The sequence below is a fragment of the Candidatus Limnocylindrales bacterium genome (assembly GCA_035626395.1).
GTDB lineage: Bacteria > Desulfobacterota > Binatia > UBA1149 > CAITLU01 > DASPNH01.
In genome coordinates this window covers 209,694-228,345 of sequence record DASPNR010000031.1, presented here as the reverse complement: position 1 = coordinate 228,345, position 18,652 = coordinate 209,694, and the positions used below count along the sequence as shown (strand labels likewise).

The following is an 18,652-nucleotide window of genomic DNA, read 5'->3' as shown; positions in this document are numbered from 1 at the left end:
CTTCTTCCCTCAACAGATTCGCGGCAGCTGCTCGCCGGCGAGCAAGCCGACCGGGCGAGCCGTGCCCAGCCGCGATGTCATGATCACCACGCCGGGATCGTCCGCGACGATCTTTCCGATGATGGCGGCCTGGCGACCCTTCGGATGCGATCGCAGCGCCGCCAGCGCCCGCTCGGCGTCGGCCGCCGGAACCACGGCCATGATCCGCCCCTCGCAAGCCACGTGGAGGGGATCGAGGCCGAACAGGTCGCACGCCGCCCGAACCTCGGGCCGGACCGGAATCGCTTCCTCGCGGATCTGCACTCCCACTGCGGATGCGCTTGCGAGCTCGACCAGAGCGCTGGCCAGGCCGCCGCGCGTCGGATCCCGCATGCAGCGGGTGGCGGGACAGTGGTCGAGCAGGACGCTGCACAGATCATGCAGGGGCATCGTGTCGCTGACCAGCGCCGTCGTGAACTCGAGACCTTCGCGCACGGACAGAATGGCGATGCCATGGTCGCCGATGGGTCCCGAAACGAGCACCGCGTCTCCCGCGCGCGCCGCAGAGATGGAGAGCGCACGCCCCGCGGGAACTACTCCGATTCCTGAGGTGGTGATGAAGATGCGGTCGCCCTTGCCCCTGTCGACGACCTTCGTATCGCCCGTGACGAGCTCGACTCCCGCCTCGGCGCAGGCCTCGCGCATGGACGCGACGATCCGCGACAGGTCCTGGAGGGGAAGCGACTCCTCCAGGATGAACGCGGCCGAAAGGAAGCGCGGGAGCGCGCCGCCCACGGCGAGGTCGTTGACGGTGCCGTGGACGGCCAGCCTGCCGATGTCTCCCCCCGGGAAGAACAGCGGCCGGACGACGAACGAATCGGTGGTGAACGCGATGCGCGCGCCGCCAGCCTCGACCGTCGCCTGGTCCTCGAGCCGCGCCAGCACGGATCCGCCGAACCCACGCACGAACACGCGCTCGATCAGCTCGGCCGTCAGGCGCCCGCCCGAGCCGTGGCCGAGCAGGATGCGGTCATGAGACGACAAGGGCAGCGGGCAGTCCGTCACAGGACGTCCTCCTCGCCGCGGCTGACGTGAATGACGTCCCACAGAATGTGCAGCAACGTCTCGTGCGCCTCCTGGATGCGGTGAATGCTGAAGCTCGGCACCACGAAGCAGTAATCGCAGAGGTCGCGCATGCGCCCGCCGTCGCGCCCGGAGAACCCCACCGTCATCATCGCCAGCTCGCGCGCCGTCCGAAGCCCGCGCACGATGTTGGCCGATTGCCCGCTCGAGGAGATCGCCAGCGCGATGTCGCCGGCACGCGCGAGCAGGCGTAGCTGGTTGGCGAACACGAGCGCGAAGTGCTGGTCGTTGGCCGTGGCCGTGGCCAGCGCGGCTCCCGTGCTCAGGCTGATGGCCGGGAGCGCCGGTCGCTTCTGGATGACCGGGTGGACGAACTCGACCGCCAGGTGCTCGGCGTCGCAGGCGCTGCCGCCGTTGCCCATGACGAACAGCCGCCCGCCGCGGTCGAATGCCGCGGCCATAGCCGAGCAGCATTGTGCGATCTGCGGCGCGAACTCGGTGAAGAACGCTTCCTTCGTTGCTGCGCTCTCGCGGGCCTTGCGAAGGATGGCGTCGGTCAACGCCGTAGCCGTCATGCCGCCCCCGCGCGCCCGTATCGATAGTACGCCGCGCACGCGCCTTCGGAAGATACCATCGTCGCGCCCAGCGGGCTCTGCGGCGTGCACGAGGATCCGAAAGCCGAGCAGTCCGACGGACGCTTGAGGCCGCGCAGCACCTGCCCGCTGATGCATTCGCGCGGTTCGACCGACGTCACCGCTTCCACCTCGAAGCGCCGCTCCGCATCCAGATCCCGGTACTCGTGGCTCAGGCGCAGCCCGCTCTTGGGCAGCAGCCCGATTCCCCTCCATTGCCGGTCGCAGACCTCGAAAACATCCTCCAGCAGCCTGCGCGAGGCCGTGTTGCCCTCATCGCGCACGACGCGGGCATAGCGGTTCTCCACCCTGGCCTCGCCGTTCTCGAGCTGCCGCACCGCGCACAGGACCCCGTCGAGCAGATCGACCGGCTCGAAGCCGGTGACCACGACCGGCGTCCGGTACCGCGCGCAGACCGCCTCGTAGTCCCTGGTCCCCATGACGGTGCAGACGTGTCCGGGGCCCAGGAACGCCTGCACGCGGTTGCCCGGCGCCTGCAGGATGAACGCCAGCGCAGGCGGCACCAGGACGTGAGAGACGAGCAGGCTGAAATTGCGCAGCCGTCGCTGCCGCGCCAGCCATGCCGCCATCGCGTTGGCCGGTGCGGTCGTCTCGAAGCCGACGGCGAAGAAGACCACCTGCCGGTGAGGGTTCTCTTCGGCCACACGAACCGCGTCCAGCGGCGAATAAAGGATTCGGACGTCGCACCCGGACGCCTTCAGCTGGAGCAGGTCGGTGCGCGAGCCGGGAATGCGCAGCATGTCGCCGAAGGAGCAGAAGATCACCTCCGGCCGTGACGCGATGTCGTGGGCCTTGTCGATCATCTCGAGGGAGGTGACGCACACCGGGCACCCGGGCCCGTGCAGCAGCTCGATGCCGTCCGGGAGAAGCTGGTCGAGACCGTGCTTGAGGATCGTGTGCGTCTGCCCGCCGCACACTTCCATGAGCGTCCACGGCCGCGTCGCCGCGTGCCGGATCGCCTGCGCCAGCTTCCGCGCCGTCGAGCCGTCCCTGTATTCGTCGACGAATTTCATCACGATCCGTTCTGGAACTCGTCCAGCTCGTCGAGCTCGCGCATCAGCGCGAAGATCCTGATCGCTTCGGCTTCGTCGATGCGCGAAAGCGCGAAGCCCACGTGCACGAGCACGTACTCGCCCGGCACGGTGTCAGGAACGTGCTCGAGGCAGACGCTGCGGCAGACGCCGCCGAAGTCGACGGTTGCCGTCAGCAGCTCTCGCTCGCGGCGAACCTCGAGCACCCTTCCAGGAACACCCAGACACATCAGCGAGCCTCTTGCAGCACGGCCGCCGCCACGGCCAGCTGTCCGAGCGCCAGACCACCGTCGCCGGCAGGGACGCGGCCGTGCGCATGCACGCGTAGGCCGCTCCTCTCGAGCCGTCGCACGGTCATGTCGAACAGCAACGCATTCTGGAAGACCCCTCCGGTCAGCGCGACGTCCTCTATGCCCGTCTCGCTACGAAGACGAGCTACGACGCAGGCAACGATGTCGGCGACCGTCGCGTGGAATGACCGTGCCAGCTGCGCCTGGGGAAGGGATGCGCTGACGCCGCGCATCATCGCCTGGATGAGCGGGCGCGTGTCGACCACCAGCGCATCCGCGCGGCGCTCGAGCACGAACGGAAACGCCTCTTCGGCGTCAGCCGTCGTGGCGAGCCACTCGAGCTCGATTGCGGCCTGACCTTCGTACGAAACGTCGCGGCGCACGCCGAGAAGCGCCGCGGCCGCGTCGAAGAGGCGCCCCGCACTGGTGGTGTCCGGCGAATGAGCACGCGTGCGTATCATGGCGCCCACCATGTGGAGGAGATCGCCGGGGACCTCCGGCAGATGCCGGCCGGGGTCCAGCCCGGCATCGAGCAGATGCGCCAGCGCGACCCGCCACGGCTGGCGGATCGCCCGCTCGCCACCGGCCAGCGGTACCGGCCGCAGATGCGCTGCACGGCGGAAGGTGCGGTAGTCGCCGACGAGGAACTCGCCTCCCCACATCGTGCCGTCGCTGCCGAGACCGACACCGTCGAAGGTGACCGCGATGACCGGTCCGGCCAGACCGTTCTCGGCCATGCAGCTGGCCATGTGTGCATGATGGTGCTGCACGGCAACGAGGCGCAGGCCCGGGTCGTGCGCGTTGCGCTCGAGCGCGTACCGGGTCGTTGCGTAGTCGGGGTGCAGGTCGTGCACGAGGACCTGCGGATGGATGTCGAACAACGTCTCGTAGTGCGCGACGGCTTCGCGGAAGGCGCGATACGCCGCCCAGTCGCCGAGGTCGCCCAGATGATGGCTCAAAAAGACGCTGCGCCCGGCGGCCAGCGCGAACGTGTTCTTGAGGTGGCCGCCCAGCGCCAGAATCGGCTGCGGGCAGGCAAGCGCCGTCGCGAGCGGCTCCGGCGCGTAGCCGCGCGATCGCCGCAGGAGCACGGGCCGGTCGCGGTTCACCCGCGCAACCGAATCGTCGCATCGGATCTGGATGGGGCGGTCGTGCAGGAGAAAGCCGTCGGCGATCTCGCGCAGTCGCTGCAGCGCATCGAGATCGTCGAACGCGATCGGTTCGTCGCATCGGTTGCCGCTCGTCAGCACGAGCGGTGAGGCAGCGGACTCGACCAGCAACTCGTGCAGCGGAGTGCAGGGCAGCATCACTCCCAGCATCGGATTGCCGCCTGGCGCCACGGCGGCCGCGATGCCGGCGCCGGGGCGCCGCCGCAGCAGGACGATGGGCCTGCGCGACGACGACAGCAGCGCGGCCTCCTGCTGCGAGACGTGACAGAGCCGCCGCGCCGCATCCAGATCCGCCACCATCATTGCAAAAGGCTTGTCGTCTCTGTTCTTGCGCACCCGCAGCCGCTGCGTGGCTGCCTCGCTTCTCGCATCGCACGCCAGATGAAAGCCGCCGACGCCCTTGACGGCGAGGATGCGTCCCGCCTCCGCCATCGAGCGCGCCCACAGGAACGGCTCCGCCGCCACGCTGCGGCCCTCGGCGTCGCACGCGATGAGCCGCGGCCCGCACGCCGGACATGCGACGGGCTGCGCGTGAAACCGGCGCGCCGCGGGATCGTCGTATTCGCGCCGGCACGCCCCGCACATCGCGAAGCCTGCCATCGTGGTGTTGGGCCGATCGTACGGAGCGCAGCGCAGGATGGTGAAACGCGGCCCGCAGTGTGCGCAGTTGATGAACGGGTAGCGATATCGCCGGTCGGCGGGATCGAACAGCTCGGCCAGGCAATCGGAGCAGGTGGCGACGTCGGCCGGAAAGCAGCGTTCGCCGGCGCGATCGCCGCGCTCGCTGCCCGTGATGACGAACTCCCGCTCTCCCCGCGCCGAAACCGTCGCGCCGTCGATGCGTGCGATGCGCGCCCTCGGCGGCGCACCGGCGGGCAGCCGCTCCTCGAACGCAGCGACACGCGCCGCGTCGCCTTCGACCTCGATGACGACACCGTCCGCGCTGTTGCAGACAAACCCGCCGACGCCGATCTCGGCGGCCAGCGAGAACACGTAAGGACGGAACCCGACGCCCTGCACGATGCCGCGGACGAAGATCGATCGGCGCACGGCGGGCGCCGGCGCGGTCGCCGTCTTTCCGCAGCCGCTGGCGATCGCCTCCTGTGCGCCGTCCGCGGAAGGCAACCTCGTGGCCGGCTCTCGCTGCGGGTTGTCGGAGCGGACCAGCATGGCGAGCCTAGCTACGCGCCCCATGGGCCCGCCGCAAGATCCACGGCGCGGTACGCCGCGGCCTCGCAGCTGACGTCGTCGGCCCGGCCTGAGCGGCCGCGCGGCCGGCAACGACCGGCACGCCTCCTGTCTGAGGCGCGCCAGGCGCCGCCTTCACTTGCGCAGATGAGCCGCCAGGCTGCGCCCGCTCGCGCGCGAGGGCGGCCTGACGCCCAGCAACGCCGACATCGTCGGCGCGATGTCGGTGGTCGAGACGGGCGTGGCCGTCGTGCCGGGCCGGATGCCGGGGCCGGCGAAGATCAGCGGCACCCATGCATCGTAGCGCCAGGGCGATCCGTGAATGGTCGCCAGCGTCCGCCTCGCCTCCTCCTTGTCGAGGAGCTGCCAGCCCGGATCGGCCACGATGTGAAGATCGCCCGAGCGCAGCGGATGGAAGTTCCGCCGCACCTTGGCCATGAGCGGCGTATCGGGCGTGCGCCGCGCCAGCAGGTCGGCGGCGGGAATCACGGCCGCGATTCCCTCCAGCTCGCGCAGCGCTGCTGCCAGCTCGCGCTGGACCCTGGCCGGGTCGGCGCCCGCGGTGAGGATCGCCTGGCGGTCCAGGTAGAAGTAGGGCGGCCACCCCGCGCGCACGAGCGGCTTCTTGAGGCCGTAGCGCCGCTCCAGCTTCCTGACGGGCTCGGACTGCGCCAGCTCCGAAAGCAGGATGGTCGAAGCGGTGATGCCGCGAGCCGACAGCTGCGCCGGCGGCTCGGCGGCGCCGTGATCGGCCGACAGCACGATCAGCGTCCGCTCCAGGCCGACCTCGTCGTCGACGAGTTTCAGGAAATCGGCGAGCGTGCGGTCGAGGCGCAGCAGCTCATCCTCGGCCTCCACGCTTTCGGGGCCGAAGAGATGCCCGACGTAGTCGTTGGAGGAGAAGCTGACGGAGAGATAGTCGGGAACCTCGTCCTCCCCGAGGTCTTCCTCCTCGAGCAGCGTCCCGGCGAAATCGGCGAGAAGCTCGTCGCCCGCCGGCGACGCCACGAGTGCGCTCAGGAAGGCCGCGCCCTGCAGCGCGCGCGAGCGCGGATGCGGGAACGCGCGGCCGAAGCCTGCTGGGGCGACCTCCCACGGCGCGTCGTCGCGCGCGCCGTAGCGGTACGCGGAGATGTCGTGCAGCAGCGTCCATGGATTGCCGTCGTAGGCCTCGGCGGCCCGGCGCGCGTTCCACTCGCGCACCCACTCCGGCAGCTGCTTGTAATAGAAGCTGCTCGACACGAACTCGCCGCTGTTGGTCGAGAACCACAATGCCTTGCCGGCAAAGCCGGCCATCGGAACGGCGCCGCGGTCCTTGATGGAAACGGCGAAGATCTTCGTGCGCTCGCCGTAGCCGGCAGCCAGCGCATCCGCGAACGTGCGCGCCAGCATGGCGCGCGGGGAGCGGCCGCTGGTTCGGGCGACGCGATGGGCGAGGTCGGGCGGCGCGCCGCCCTCGTCATTGCCGACCAGCGGGTGGGCGGCGTCCTCGATGTTGTAATGCATCTCGCCCGAGCCGCGGTCGAACCAGACGTTGCCGATCATTCCGTGCACGGCGGGCTCGGCGCCGGTGGCCAGCGTGGCGTGACCCACGATCGTCTCGGTATTGGAGTGATCGTGCGTGGCGTCGGTGAATCCGTGCCCGCGCGAAAGAAGCAGCGCAAGGCCGCCTGCGCCGAAGCGGTCGCGGTGGCGCTCGAGCATGTCGCCGCGAAGCTGGTCGACCGTGATCTGCAGGATCAGGCGCGGCGGCTGCGCCGCAGCGATGGTTGCGCACAGGAGGGCGGCGGCGGTAGCGAGAAGATGCAGCGTGGCGCGCAGCCGCATGTCGATTCCGTTACGGGCGCGGGTTGCGGAACGCAAACGTACGAAGGCCGGCGCGCTTGCGCGCAGCCGGCCTTCGCACGAACGATCGTCAGGCTTCTACTGCCCGACCTGAAGCGGCGCATGCGTGAGCACGCCGCTGTCGCGCAGCTGAACGATCTTGCGGCCGCCGAGGACCGCGCCCATCCATTCCACGCGCTCCTCGAGCAGGAGCTTGCCATCGGGGCAGACCACGGTGCCGCCGCCCGTGACCTCTTCGCCGAACTTGCACCTGCTCGAGCCGACGATGATCACGTGGCCGGGCGTGGTGCCGTTGGCAAGCACGATGTCGCTGCGGAAGCGCACGTCCAGCTTCTTGCGCACGCGCAGGATGAAGACGGTGTCGCCGCTGCCACCGCCGTCGAGCGTGATGGTGGCGTCGTTGCCGGTGCGCAGCCGGTCGAAGTCCACGACGTTGAGGCCGCCGATGTTGGTGGCGTTGATCGTCAGCGACTGATTGCCCTTCACGAGCACGTCGCCGAGGTCCTGCGTGGACGGCAGCGCCGCCACCAGTGCCGCGCCGCCGTCGACATCCGCCTGCGCGTCTTCGCACTCGTCGACGCGGGCGCTGCTGCCGGTCGTGTCGTAGACGTCGGTTGCGTCGCCGGACTGCATGGCCGTCTGTCCGGAGGCGACCTCGTCGGTTGCCAGTCCGGGAAGCACCGTGCCGCGCGGCTTGCCGACGACCGAGGAGCCGCCGGTCACCACGTCGCCGTCGATCACGGCCGCGGCGGCGATGAACACGCCGCGACCCGTGGCCGAGACGGCCACGGCATCGCCGGTCAGGGAGGTGGAGTCGCCGATGCGAACGGTGTCGCCGCAGACGTCGCCGATCACCGTGCTGTTTCCGCGGTAGCGCGACTGCACCGACCGCGTCGGATCGCCGCCGACCATCACCCACTCGCAGGCCGCCGGAATCAGCACCGCCTCGCCCCCGCAGGTTCCTGCCGAGCACGTGTCGCCGAGCGTGCAGACGTCGCCGTCGTCGCAGCTGGCCGAGTCGTCGTGCTCACACACGGAAGGATTGGAGATGCGGCTGCCGACGATGAGGGTGCTGGTCGTCGAGCCGCCGTTGGTCGTGCACGTCCAGCACTGCTCCACGGCGCAGTCATCGCTGCAGCCGTCGCCGCTGGAGCTGTCGCCGTCATCGCACTCCTCGCCCTGCTCGACCTCGCCGTTGCCGCACGTCGAGCAGATGCCGGGGTCGTCGCAGGTCGTGTGGTCGCCCTGGTAGGCGCCTCCGACCTTGAACTGACAGATCTCGGGCGTCAGCTCGTTGCAGCCTCCCGAGGGATAGCAGCAGGCACCGCTGACCGATAGCGTCGTGGTCGTCGTCGAGGTCGTGGTCGTCGGCGGGAACGTCGTCGTCGGCGGCTGCGTCGTGGTCGTGGCAACTACCACCCTGCAGCTGGCGCACTCGTCGTCGTCGTTGGTGTTGCCGTCGTCGCACTGCTCGACGTTGATGAACTGGAAGCCGTCACCGCAGAATGCGTCTCGGCAGTTGATGCAACCGTCGGTGTCGATCGTGTTGCCGTCGTCGCACTGCTCGGTGGGCGGCTCGGTCTGCTCGTTGCCGCATTCGCTACAGATGTTGGGCGTCTTGCACGTCGTGCTGTCGCCGCGATAGCTGCCCCGGAGCTGCTTTTCGCAGAACGCCTGCGTGCCTTCGGTGCATCCCTGGCTCGTGCAGCATGCGCCGCCGATGACGGCGCGCGCGGGTGCCGGCGCTCCGATGACGACGATCCCGGCGATCAGCGCCGCCGCAAAAATGGTTTTCATGGACATCGTTCCCCCTCCCGACCGCAGGTCCGGTTGATCCGGCCTCCGGAAATATCCCGCCGCTCGAGGCGGCCGCGGACACCTACAGGCAAACCGCACCCGAGCCAAGGGCGTCACGCCGGAACGGCGGCGGCATCCAAGTTCGATGGAGACGAGGTCGGAGAAGGGTTCCTCGCCACGCGGCATCGGGCCGGATGCCGCAGCCGCGAGCATCGGCGAGCCGCACCGGATACAGGTGCGTGCCGTGACTGCAGAGCAGGCCAGTACGGCCAGCCGACGAGCCGTAGGGCTTCGATGGGCCGTCCTGGCGGCGGCTCTCGTGGTCCTTCTGCTGCTCGGCCGGCAGGCCGGCGCCGCCATCCCGCGTTTCGCGCAGTGGGTGGAGGGCCTGGGCGCGGCCGGCCCGGTCGTCTTCATCGCCGGCTACGCGCTCGCCGTGGTGGCCTTCGTTCCCGCGTCCCTTCTGACTCTGGCCGCGGGCGCGATCTTCGGCCTCGGCGCCGGCGTCGTCTACGTCTTCACCGCTGCATTTGCCGGCTCCTGCCTGGCGTTCCTCGTCTCTCGCTACGTCGCGCGCTCTGCCGTCGAGCAACGCATACGCGGCCATGCCGCCTTTGCCGCCATCGATAGGGCGGTTGCCGAGCAGGGGCGCAAGATCGTCTTCCTGCTGCGCCTGTCGCCGGCGTTCCCGTTCACGCTGCTCAACTATGCGCTCGGGCTGACCCGCGTGAAGTTCTCCGACTATGCCGTTGCGGGCGCGGGAATGCTCCCGGGAACGTTCCTGTTCGTGTACTACGGCAAGCTGGCCGGTGACGTCGCTGCGCTGGCCGGAGGGGCGCCCGTGGAGAAGGGCCCGGCCTACTACGGCGTGCTCGTCCTCGGGTTGGTCGCCACCATCGCCGTCACGACCGTCGTGACGCGCATCGCCCGCCGATCCCTTCGCGAAGCGGCCGGCCACGCGGTCGAATGAGCACACCGGGAGCAGGGCGTACGGCGGGGGACGGCCTGCGCGCCGAGCCGATGCAGCACGGCAGTGCCGCCGGCTTCGAGCGCAGCGCCGTCGAGCCGCTCGACGAGCACAACCGGACGCTGCTCGCCAACGTCGCACCGGCCACGTGGCGCAATCCCGCTCCGGCCAGACGCTACAACCTCGTCGTCCTCGGCGCCGGCAGCGGCGGGCTGATCAGCGCGGCCGTGGCGGCCGGGCTTGGGGCCAGGGTGGCTCTGGTCGAGCGCAACCTCATGGGCGGCGACTGCCTGAACTTCGGCTGCGTTCCTTCCAAGACGCTGATCCGCTGCGCTCGCCGAGTGGCCGAGGCGCAAGCGCTGCTGGGCAGCCAGCCCCTGGACCACGAGCGCCTCGACGAAGAGTTCGCACGCGCCATGGCACGAGTGCGCGCGGCACGCGCCGAGATCAGCGCCGACGACTCCGCGCACCGCTACCGCGACGAAATGGGCATCGACGTGTTCATCGGCAGCGCCCGGTTCACCTCCGCCGACGCCATCGACGTCGGCGGCGCCACGCTGCGCTTTCGCAAGGCGATCGTCGCCAGCGGCGCACGCGCGGCCGTGCCTCCGGTTCCCGGCCTGGCCGAGGCCGGCTTCCTCACCAACGAAACGATCTTCAACCTGACGCAGCGGCCTCGCCGCCTCGCCGTCATCGGCGGCGGCCCCATCGGTTGCGAGCTGGCGCAGGCGATGGCGCGGCTCGGCTGCCAGGTGACGGTGCTCGACGTGGCGGCGCGACTCCTGCCGCGCGAGGACGCCGACGCCGCCGACATCGTCGCGCGGCGTCTCGTCCGCGACGGCGTATCGCTCGCACTCGGTGTCGAGATCTCCGGCGTCACTCGCAGCGCCGGCGGCAGAACCGTCCGCTACACCTCGGCGCGCGGCGCCGGCGAGGTCGTCGTGGACGAGATCCTCGTCGCCACCGGCCGCGCACCCAACGTCGAGGGTCTCGGCCTGGAGGCGGCGGGCGTGCGCTTCGGCAAGCGCGGGATCGAAGTCGACGACAACCTGCGCACCACCAACGCCGCCGTCTTCGCCGTCGGCGACTGCTGCCTGCAATGGCAGTTCACGCACGCGGCCGACGCCGCCGCCAAGATCGCGGTGCAGAATGCGCTGTTCTTCGGACGCAAGAAGATGAGCGGCCTGGCGATGCCGTGGTGCACCTTCACCGACCCCGAAGTCGCGCACGTCGGACTCTACGAAGACGAGGCCCGCGAGCGCGGAATCGCCCTCGACACGTTCACAATACCGCTCTCCAAGGTGAATCGCGCCGTCTGCGACGGCGAGACCGATGGATTCGTCCGAATCCATACGAAGAAGGGAACGCCCGACATCCTCGGCGCCACCATCGTTGCCTCGCATGCCGGCGAAATGATCAGCCAGGTCACGTTGGCGATGGCAGGCAAGCTGTCGCTCGCCACCATCGCCGGCGTCATCCATCCCTATCCGACCCAGGCCGAAGGCATCAAGGCGGCGGCCAACTCCTACATGCGCACGCGGCTGACTCCGCTGGCCAAGGCGGTGCTCGGGGGCATCCTGCGGCTGACGCGCTGAGCCCGGCGGCGGCTGCGCCGGCCTGCCGTTGCTCCTACACTAGTGGCAGGAGCGCGATCATGGGCGAGCTGAACACGTCGTACCCGTACTACCTTGCAGGCCAGGCCGTCGCGGCCAACACGGACCTCGAGGTCCGCGACAAGTACACCGGCCAGGTTGCCACGCGCGTCGCGCTCGCCGATCGCGGCGCCATCGAGCGCGGCATCGCCGCTGCCGTGGAAGCGGCCGCGCCCATGCGTGCTCTGGCGGCGTACGAGCGGCAGGCGATCCTGCAGCACTGCGTCGACCGCTTCCGCCAGCGGGCCGAGGAGCTTGCCGTTGCGCTGTGCATCGAGGCCGGCAAGCCCATCCGCGACTCGCGCGGCGAGGTCACGCGCCTGATCGACACGTTTCGCGTGGCGGCCGAGGAATCGGTACGGATGACCGGCGAAGTCCTTACGCTGGACATCAGCTCCAGGGCGCGCGGCTACCGCGGCATGTGGAGGCGCGTGCCCGCCGGGCCGTGCTCGTTCATCTCGCCGTTCAACTTTCCGCTCAACCTGGTCGCCCACAAGGTCGCGCCCGCCATCGCCGTCGGATGTCCGTTCGTGCTCAAGCCGGCCAGCCTGACGCCGGTCGGCGCGCTGATCATCGGCGAGGTGCTGGCCGAGACGTCGCTGCCTGCCGGCGCGTTCTCGATCCTGCCGTGCCCTCGCGACGGCGCGGAGCTTTTCAGCGAGGATGAGCGGCTGCGGCTTCTGAGCTTCACCGGGTCGCCCGACGTGGGATGGGAACTCAAACGACGCGCGGGAAAGAAGAAGGTCGTGCTCGAGCTCGGAGGCAACGCCGCCGCCGTGGTCGATCGCGACTGGAACCTCGAGGACGCCGTCGAACGCCTCCTCTTCGGGGCGTTCTATCAGTCCGGCCAGAGCTGCATCAGCGTGCAGCGCATCTTCGCGCACGAGGAGATCTACGCCGATCTTCGGGCGCGGCTGGTCGAGAGGACTTCGCAGCTCGTCATGGGCAACCCGCGCGAGGAGGCGACGTTCATCGGCCCCATGATCAGCGAGCGCGAGGCGATGCGCGTCGAGAGCTGGATCGCGGAGGCCGTGCGCCGGGGCGCGACGCTGCTGTGCGGCGGCGAGCGCGACGGCGTCATGCTGTCGCCCGCGCTGCTCGAGAAGGTTCCGCACGACTCCGATCTCTACGCGCAGGAGGCATTCGGTCCGGTGGCCGTGCTGGAGCCGTACTGGGACTTCGAAGAGGTCCTGCGCGAGGTGAACCGGTCGCGCTACGGCCTGCAGGCAGGAATCTTCACGCGCGACCTGTACCGGGCCCAGCGTGCATGGGACGTACTGGACGTGGGAGGGGTCATCATCGGCGACGCTCCGTCGTGGCGCGTCGACAACATGCCGTACGGCGGCGTCAAGGACAGCGGGCTCGGGCGCGAGGGCGTTCGCCATGCGATGGAAGACATGACCGAGATACGACTGATGGTGGTGCGCGAGGCGTAGCAATGCCCGCCACGCCCATGCCGCCACCACCGCGCGAGCGCCTGGCGCCGTCACCTCAGCCGTCGCGCAGCTCGTTTGCGAGGAGCCGACATGTCGCAGCACCTGATCCTGTATCCGACCTTCGCCATGTTCGCGCTGACGTTCTACGTGTTGATGCGCATGCGCGCCCGCCGCTTCGCGGCGGTGCGCAGCGGCCAGGTCGAAGGCGCCTACTACAAGGCGTACGTGGGCGAAGAGCCCGAAGAGCTTCGCGTGCTGGCCCGCCACTTCGTCAACCTCTTCGAGATGCCGACGCTGTTCTACGTGGTGTGCCTCCTGATCTACGTGACGGCGCAGGCCAATGTCTGGCTGGTGTTCTGGGCGTGGACGTACGTGGTGCTGCGCTGCATCCACTCCTACATCCACTTGACGACCAACAACATCCTGGCGCGCTTCGGCGTCTACTTCACCAGCAGCATGGTGCTGGCGCTGATGTGGGCGACGCTGCTCGTGCAGCTGCTGATGTCTTCCGACCCGCCGCCGCTCGGCGTCGTGGCCTGACCGAGGAGGAACGATGATCGAAGGAAGCTGTCTTTGCGGGTCGGTCCGCTATCGAATCGAGTCGCCGCTCGGCGAAGCCCACCACTGCCACTGCGGCATGTGCCGCAAGGCCCATGGAGCCGCCTTCTCCACGTTCGCACGGAGCGCGAAGGACAGCCTGCACGTGGACGATCCGCACCTGCACCTGAAGTGGTACCGATCGTCCGAGCACATCGCGCGCGGCTTCTGCGGCGAGTGCGGCTCCAGCCTCTTCTTCACGTTCGCGCCGCTCGCCGACGCGATCTGGGTGACGCTCGGCACCGTCGACGGCGATCCCGGCGTGCGGCCGGACGCCCACATCTTCGTCGGGTCGAAGGCCGAGTGGGACCGGATCGCCGACGATCTTGCACGCTACGAAGAGTACCCGCCGTTCGAATGAGGACCGCCATGCAACAGCTCCCCTCCTGGATGCGAACCGCTCTCTACGCCACCGCCGTGATGAACATCGTCGCCGGCGCGGCCCTGCTGACGCCGCAGGGCCGTTCCCTGGCAGGACTTCCCGAAGCGCCGCCGGTGTTCGTGCTGACGGTATGCCTGTTCGTCACGCTGTTCGGCGCCGGCTACCTGCGCACCGCGATGACCGGCAACGATGAGCGCATGTTCATCGGCCTGTCGGCGGCGGGCAAGCTCGGCTTCGTCGCGATCCTGGTCGCGCTGTGGCTGGCCGGCCACCTGCCGGTGCAGGCACCGCTGGCGGCGGGAGGGGACCTCCTCTTCGGTATCCTCTTCCTCAGGCACCTCGCCTCCAGCTGAGCGGTCATGCGCTTCGGCGTCGTCGTCCTGCCCGAGCACCGCTGGCCGCAGGCGCGCGAGCTGTGGCAGCGCGCGGACGCGATGCGCTTCGAGCACGTCTGGACCTACGACCATATCGCGTGGCGATCCTTCCGCGATCGCGCGTGGTTCGCGGGAGTTCCGGTATTGACCGCGGCGGCGGCCGTCACTTCGCGGGCGCGAATCGGCCTGCTGGTGGCATCGCCCAATTTCCGCCACCCGGTTCCGTTCGCGAAGGAGATGATGACCATCGACGACATCAGCGGCGGGCGCCTCATCGTCGGCATCGGTGCCGGCGGCGGCGGCTGGGACGCCACCGTGCTCGGACAGGAGCCGTGGTCGCCGCGCGAGCGTGCCGACCGCTTCCTCGAGTTCGTCGAAATCACCGACAAGCTGTTGCGCCAGAGCGCCGCCTCCCATCGCGGCCGCTACTATTGCGCCAGCGAGGCGCGTACCTATCCAGGCTGTCTCCAGCTCCCGCGGCCTCCCCTCGCCCTTGCCGCGACGGGGCCGCGCGGCATGCGCCTGGTGGCACGGCACGCCGACATCTGGGTCACCACCGGCGAGCGCCGTGGCGAAGGAGTGCTGGATCCTGCGCGCGGCGCATCGGTGGTGCGCGAGCAGATCGAGCGGCTCGAGGCAGCCTGCGCGGCGGTGGGCCGCGATCCCTCCACGCTTGCCCGCCTGGTGCTGAGCGGCCCTCTGCTCGATCCGGGCCTGCAGTCGCGGCAGTCCTTTCAGGAAGCGACGGAGCTGTACGAGGCCGCGGGTGTGACCGATTTCGTCGTGCACTGGCCACGTCCGGGCAAGCCTTACGAAACGGATCCGAAAGTTTTCGACGTGGTGTTCGCGCAATAGCCGAGCCCCGCATCTGGAACACCGTTCTCGCATTTCTGCGCGTGTCGCAACTGGTGTGACTATCGCGCGGAGCTGCAAGCTTTGGCCTTGCAGAATCCCCACGTCGAGTCGCGAAGTGCGAGAAATGGCAGGGACTCCTCGCTGACCTGCGGTCGCGAGCTAGGATCGGCCTGGAGACAAGCAACCGAGCTGGCAGGGAGACACGAGCTCGAAGGAGACAGTTCCATGTTCGCGATCATCCTGAGGCTGCCGATTCTCATCGCCTGTCTTCTGACCGCATTCGCGGCCCGCTGCGACAATCTTCACGCCGAGAGTCGCGATGCCGCCCTCGCCGCCTTCGAGGCCAGCCGCAGGGCTGCCGGCGTGGTGGCGGTGTGCGACACGGCGACGGCACATCAGGCCCAGGCAGCGATGCCACAGGCGCTGCCGGCCGGGCAATGACAGCGTCGGGAGCCGCGCTGAAGACGGCTCCGGGTGCCAACCGGTGCCGGCGCAAGTTCCTGCGCTTCTATCCGGGCGGCTTTCGAGACGGGGACTACATCGAGCTCGAGCGCAGCTACAAATGGCAGGCGCACGAGCGCTGGGAGGAGCAGCTGTCGCGCAGGGAGATGCGCGCGCTGCTGCAGGGCGGCGCCTACGAGAAGATCGCCGAACGGGCCGTCCGCATCGAATCGCGCACCAATCTGCTGTTCTCGTTCGAGAAGATGGCGCTGCGCGACGCCGTGCGCGCCGCGCCCGGTGCGCGCTCCTTCGCCACCGGTCTCTACGAGCTCCTTCACGGCAAAGGCTCCCCGCAGCAGAGGTTCGATCGCTGGTGCGAGGTCGTCGAGCGCCTGCCGCGAAAGCAGACGCGGGTGCTTACCTGGCCGCTGGTGACGGTTTTCGGGTTCCTGGCCCAGCCCGAGCAGCACTTCTTTCTGAAGCCCAACGTCACGCGGACGGCGGCGCTCGAATACGGCCATCCACTCTCGTACCGATCGCGCCCGAGCTGGGAGATCTACTCGAACGTTCTGGCCTTCGCCGAGGAAGTGCGCCGCGACCTTCGCGACATGCGTCCGCGCGACATGATCGACATCCAATCCTTCCTGTGGGTGCAAGGCTCGGACGAATACGAAGAGTGACGGGCAGGGCTCGCGGCGCGGTGGCTCCCTGCGAGCCTCTCGTCGCCTGCGCCGGCTGGTCGCTTCGCCCCGAGCACGCCTCGCTGTTCGGCGCCGACGGCTCGCACCTGGAGCGCTACGCCTCCAGCCTGCGTGCCGTCGAGATCAACTCCTCCTTCTATCGCAGCCATCGCCGGCGGACCTACGAGCGCTGGGCTGCCAGCGTCCCGGCCGGCTTCCGCTTCGCCGTCAAGGCGCCGCGCACCATCACGCACGACCGTCATCTCATCGGCGCGCAGCAGGAGCTGACGCGGTTTCTCGACGAAGCCGGCGGTCTCGGCGCCAAGCTCGGTCCGCTTCTGGTGCAGCTGCCGCCGAGCCTGGCGCTGGACCTCAAGAGCGCACACCTGTTCTTCGGCGCACTGCGCGAGGCACATCTCGGCCAGGTGGCGTGCGAGCCGCGTCACCGCACCTGGTTCACGCCGCAGGCCGAGCAGCTTCTGCTCGCCTACCAGGTCGCGCGCGTGGCGGCCGATCCTGCGCCGGCTCCGGGAGCCGGTCGTCCCGGCGCCTGGCGCGGGCTGACCTACTACCGGCTGCACGGCTCCCCGGAGATGTACACCTCCTCCTACGACGAACCGTTCCTGGACGAGCTGGGCACCAGGCTGTGGCGCGACGTGGCGAGCGGACCGGCCTGGGTGATCTTCGACAACACCAGGTACGGCGCTGCCACGCTCAATGCCCTGTGGCTGGAGCGCCGCCTGCTGAGCGGCCCGCCCGCAGCGGCGCGAGCGGCCGAACGATGACTGCCGCCGTCGCCGCGACTGGCGCTCGTCTTCGTTGTCACCGGTTGCGCACTTCGATAGATGGCTTCCCGCGCGCCGCCGCGCGCCGCACGGAGGCCGCGCATGATCGTCGTCCACCACCTGAACAACTCGCGATCGCAGCGTGTTCTGTGGCTCCTCGAGGAGCTGGACGTTGCCTACGAGGTCCGGCGTTACGAGCGCGACGCGCAGACGATGCTGGCGCCGCCCTCGCTCAAGGCCGTCCATCCGCTCGGCAAGTCTCCGGTCATCACCGACGGCCCCAATACCGTGGCCGAGTCGGGCGCCATCATCGAGTACATCGTCGAACGCTACGGCAACGGCCGGCTGATTCCGCCGCCCGGCACGCCGCAGCGGCTTCGCTACACGTACTGGCTTCACTATGCCGAAGGCTCGGCGATGCCGCCGCTGCTGCTGTCGCTGGTGTTCTCGCGAGTGAAGGAGGCGCCGATGCCGTTCTTCGTCAAGCCGGTGGCGCGCGGGATCGCCGATCGCGTCATGAGCCAGTTCGTCGGCCCTCAGCTCGACCTGCACCTCGGCTACATGGACGACGAGCTCGCCGAGCGGGCGTGGTTCGCGGGCGAGGAGTTCACCGCCGCCGACGTGCAGATGAGCTTTCCCATCGAGGCCGCCGCGGCGCGCGCCTCGGCCGCGGCCTATCCTCGCCTGCAGGCCTTCCTCGATCGAATCCATGCCCGGCCCGCCTACCAGCGGGCGCTTGCCAAGGGCGGCCCCTACGAGCTGATGCGCTGAAGCCGGCTCGCTCGCGGCTGCAAGGAGCATCTCATGCCGGCGCGTAATCCCGATCTCCACGGCAGTGCGCCCGAGAGCTGCCCGGTGGCGCTCCTGCTCATCGACGTCATCAACGCGATGGATTTCGACACCGGTCCGGCGCTGATGGAGGCGGCGATCCCGATGGCGCACCGCATTGCGGCGCTCAAGCGGCGCGCCAAGGCGCTGGGCATTCCGGCCATCTATGCCAACGACAACTTTGGCCGCTGGCAGTCCGACTTCCGCAAGGTGGTCGAGCACTGCCTGCAGGACGGTGTGACCGGCGCGCCGCTGGCCCGCATCCTGGAGCCCGAGGAAGACGACTACTTCGTGCTCAAGCCCAAGCACTCGGCCTTCTACGCAACGACGCTGGATACGCTGCTGGCCTATATCGGCGCGCGCTCGCTGATCATGACGGGGATCGCCGGCAACATCTGCATCCTGTTCACGGCCAACGACGCCTACATGCGGGACTTCGAGCTGTATGTGCCGGAAGACTGCACCATCTCGAACAGTCCGCGCGAGAACGAGCACGCGCTGCAGCAGATCCGTAAGGTCCTGAAGGCCGACACCACGCCCTCGGACCGGCTCGATCTCGAGGCCATCCTCAAAAAGAGCCGCAAGGAGCAATGCGGGTAACGAAAACTGTGCTATGCATG

The 18,652-nt window shown here is 69.2% G+C and carries 19 protein-coding genes; 12 read left to right on the top strand and 7 right to left on the bottom strand.

Annotated elements, in window-relative coordinates; translation table 11 throughout:
* Positions 1-9 precede the first annotated feature (9 nt).
* From hypE to VEC57_12500, 7 genes are all read right to left on the bottom strand, one after another.
* Positions 10-1,044, bottom strand: coding sequence for a hydrogenase expression/formation protein HypE (hypE, locus tag VEC57_12530; protein ID HYB99949.1), 1,035 nt, complete (start codon positions 1,042-1,044; stop codon positions 10-12).
* Positions 1,041-1,637, bottom strand: a complete 597-nt coding sequence (locus VEC57_12525) for an SIS domain-containing protein (GenBank protein HYB99948.1) — start codon at positions 1,635-1,637, stop codon at positions 1,041-1,043. The genes hypE and VEC57_12525 overlap by 4 nt, the downstream gene beginning before the upstream one ends.
* Positions 1,634-2,728, bottom strand: a complete 1,095-nt coding sequence (gene hypD, locus VEC57_12520; GenBank protein HYB99947.1) for a hydrogenase formation protein HypD — start codon at positions 2,726-2,728, stop codon at positions 1,634-1,636. Before hypD ends, VEC57_12525 begins: the two co-directional genes overlap by 4 nt.
* Positions 2,728-2,976, bottom strand: coding sequence for a HypC/HybG/HupF family hydrogenase formation chaperone (locus VEC57_12515; protein ID HYB99946.1), 249 nt, complete (start codon positions 2,974-2,976; stop codon positions 2,728-2,730). The genes hypD and VEC57_12515 overlap by 1 nt, the downstream gene beginning before the upstream one ends.
* Positions 2,976-5,375, bottom strand: a complete 2,400-nt coding sequence (gene hypF, locus VEC57_12510; GenBank protein HYB99945.1) for a carbamoyltransferase HypF — start codon at positions 5,373-5,375, stop codon at positions 2,976-2,978. Before hypF ends, VEC57_12515 begins: the two co-directional genes overlap by 1 nt.
* A gap of 153 nt (positions 5,376-5,528) precedes the next feature.
* Positions 5,529-7,220 carry an alkaline phosphatase family protein gene (locus VEC57_12505; protein HYB99944.1) on the bottom strand — a complete coding sequence of 564 codons (1,692 nt, stop codon included), beginning with the start codon at positions 7,218-7,220 and terminating at the stop codon, positions 5,529-5,531.
* 96 nt (positions 7,221-7,316) lie between these two features.
* Entirely contained in the window at positions 7,317-9,035 is a 1,719-nt protein-coding gene (locus VEC57_12500) for a DUF4215 domain-containing protein (GenBank protein HYB99943.1), read from the bottom strand.
* Positions 9,036-9,279: 244 nt separating this feature from the next.
* On the opposite strand from VEC57_12500, the gene VEC57_12495 reads away from it, so the two are divergent.
* The 12 genes from VEC57_12495 (at position 9,280) to VEC57_12440 (ending at position 18,632) form a co-directional block, all read left to right on the top strand.
* Entirely contained in the window at positions 9,280-10,005 is a 726-nt protein-coding gene (locus tag VEC57_12495) for a TVP38/TMEM64 family protein (protein HYB99942.1), read from the top strand.
* Entirely contained in the window at positions 10,002-11,597 is a 1,596-nt protein-coding gene (locus tag VEC57_12490; protein HYB99941.1) for a mercuric reductase, read from the top strand. Before VEC57_12495 ends, VEC57_12490 begins: the two co-directional genes overlap by 4 nt.
* A 59-nt stretch (positions 11,598-11,656) precedes the next feature.
* Positions 11,657-13,090, top strand: a complete 1,434-nt coding sequence (locus VEC57_12485; GenBank protein ID HYB99940.1) for an aldehyde dehydrogenase family protein — start codon at positions 11,657-11,659, stop codon at positions 13,088-13,090.
* 90 nt (positions 13,091-13,180) lie between these two features.
* Complete coding sequence (locus VEC57_12480; protein ID HYB99939.1) at positions 13,181-13,630, top strand: MAPEG family protein; 450 nt, start codon at positions 13,181-13,183, stop codon at positions 13,628-13,630.
* Positions 13,631-13,643: 13 nt separating this feature from the next.
* Complete coding sequence (locus tag VEC57_12475) at positions 13,644-14,048, top strand: GFA family protein (GenBank protein HYB99938.1); 405 nt, start codon at positions 13,644-13,646, stop codon at positions 14,046-14,048.
* 8 nt (positions 14,049-14,056) lie between these two features.
* Positions 14,057-14,422: a hypothetical protein gene (locus VEC57_12470; GenBank protein ID HYB99937.1), complete on the top strand. Its 366-nt coding sequence runs from the start codon at positions 14,057-14,059 to the stop codon at positions 14,420-14,422.
* Positions 14,423-14,428: 6 nt separating this feature from the next.
* A complete protein-coding gene (locus tag VEC57_12465; protein HYB99936.1) occupies positions 14,429-15,298 on the top strand; it encodes an LLM class flavin-dependent oxidoreductase in 870 nt (289 codons plus the stop codon).
* Positions 15,299-15,523: 225 nt separating this feature from the next.
* Positions 15,524-15,739, top strand: a complete 216-nt coding sequence (locus VEC57_12460) for a hypothetical protein (GenBank protein ID HYB99935.1) — start codon at positions 15,524-15,526, stop codon at positions 15,737-15,739.
* Positions 15,736-16,419 carry a hypothetical protein gene (locus VEC57_12455; protein ID HYB99934.1) on the top strand — a complete coding sequence of 228 codons (684 nt, stop codon included), beginning with the start codon at positions 15,736-15,738 and terminating at the stop codon, positions 16,417-16,419. The genes VEC57_12460 and VEC57_12455 overlap by 4 nt, the downstream gene beginning before the upstream one ends.
* Positions 16,416-17,204 (top strand): DUF72 domain-containing protein, encoded by a 789-nt coding sequence (locus VEC57_12450; GenBank protein ID HYB99933.1) that lies wholly within the window; start codon positions 16,416-16,418, stop codon positions 17,202-17,204. Before VEC57_12455 ends, VEC57_12450 begins: the two co-directional genes overlap by 4 nt.
* A 102-nt stretch (positions 17,205-17,306) precedes the next feature.
* A complete protein-coding gene (locus tag VEC57_12445; protein ID HYB99932.1) occupies positions 17,307-17,975 on the top strand; it encodes a glutathione S-transferase in 669 nt (222 codons plus the stop codon).
* Between the two features lie 33 nt (positions 17,976-18,008).
* Positions 18,009-18,632, top strand: coding sequence for an isochorismatase family cysteine hydrolase (locus VEC57_12440; protein HYB99931.1), 624 nt, complete (start codon positions 18,009-18,011; stop codon positions 18,630-18,632).
* Positions 18,633-18,652 lie beyond the last annotated feature (20 nt).

Coding starts and splice junctions, on each gene's coding strand:
- VEC57_12525 (HYB99948.1), bottom strand. CDS start 1,637: ATGACGGCTACGGCGTTGACCGACGCCATCCTTCGCAAGGCCCGCGAG.
- hypD (HYB99947.1), bottom strand. CDS start 2,728: ATGAAATTCGTCGACGAATACAGGGACGGCTCGACGGCGCGGAAGCTG.
- VEC57_12515 (HYB99946.1), bottom strand. CDS start 2,976: ATGTGTCTGGGTGTTCCTGGAAGGGTGCTCGAGGTTCGCCGCGAGCGA.
- hypF (HYB99945.1), bottom strand. CDS start 5,375: ATGCTGGTCCGCTCCGACAACCCGCAGCGAGAGCCGGCCACGAGGTTG.
- VEC57_12505 (HYB99944.1), bottom strand. CDS start 7,220: ATGCGGCTGCGCGCCACGCTGCATCTTCTCGCTACCGCCGCCGCCCTC.
- VEC57_12500 (HYB99943.1), bottom strand. CDS start 9,035: ATGAAAACCATTTTTGCGGCGGCGCTGATCGCCGGGATCGTCGTCATC.
- VEC57_12490 (HYB99941.1), top strand. CDS start 10,002: ATGAGCACACCGGGAGCAGGGCGTACGGCGGGGGACGGCCTGCGCGCC.
- VEC57_12485 (HYB99940.1), top strand. CDS start 11,657: ATGGGCGAGCTGAACACGTCGTACCCGTACTACCTTGCAGGCCAGGCC.
- VEC57_12480 (HYB99939.1), top strand. CDS start 13,181: ATGTCGCAGCACCTGATCCTGTATCCGACCTTCGCCATGTTCGCGCTG.
- VEC57_12475 (HYB99938.1), top strand. CDS start 13,644: ATGATCGAAGGAAGCTGTCTTTGCGGGTCGGTCCGCTATCGAATCGAG.
- VEC57_12470 (HYB99937.1), top strand. CDS start 14,057: ATGCAACAGCTCCCCTCCTGGATGCGAACCGCTCTCTACGCCACCGCC.
- VEC57_12465 (HYB99936.1), top strand. CDS start 14,429: ATGCGCTTCGGCGTCGTCGTCCTGCCCGAGCACCGCTGGCCGCAGGCG.
- VEC57_12460 (HYB99935.1), top strand. CDS start 15,524: ATGTTCGCGATCATCCTGAGGCTGCCGATTCTCATCGCCTGTCTTCTG.
- VEC57_12455 (HYB99934.1), top strand. CDS start 15,736: ATGACAGCGTCGGGAGCCGCGCTGAAGACGGCTCCGGGTGCCAACCGG.
- VEC57_12445 (HYB99932.1), top strand. CDS start 17,307: ATGATCGTCGTCCACCACCTGAACAACTCGCGATCGCAGCGTGTTCTG.
- VEC57_12440 (HYB99931.1), top strand. CDS start 18,009: ATGCCGGCGCGTAATCCCGATCTCCACGGCAGTGCGCCCGAGAGCTGC.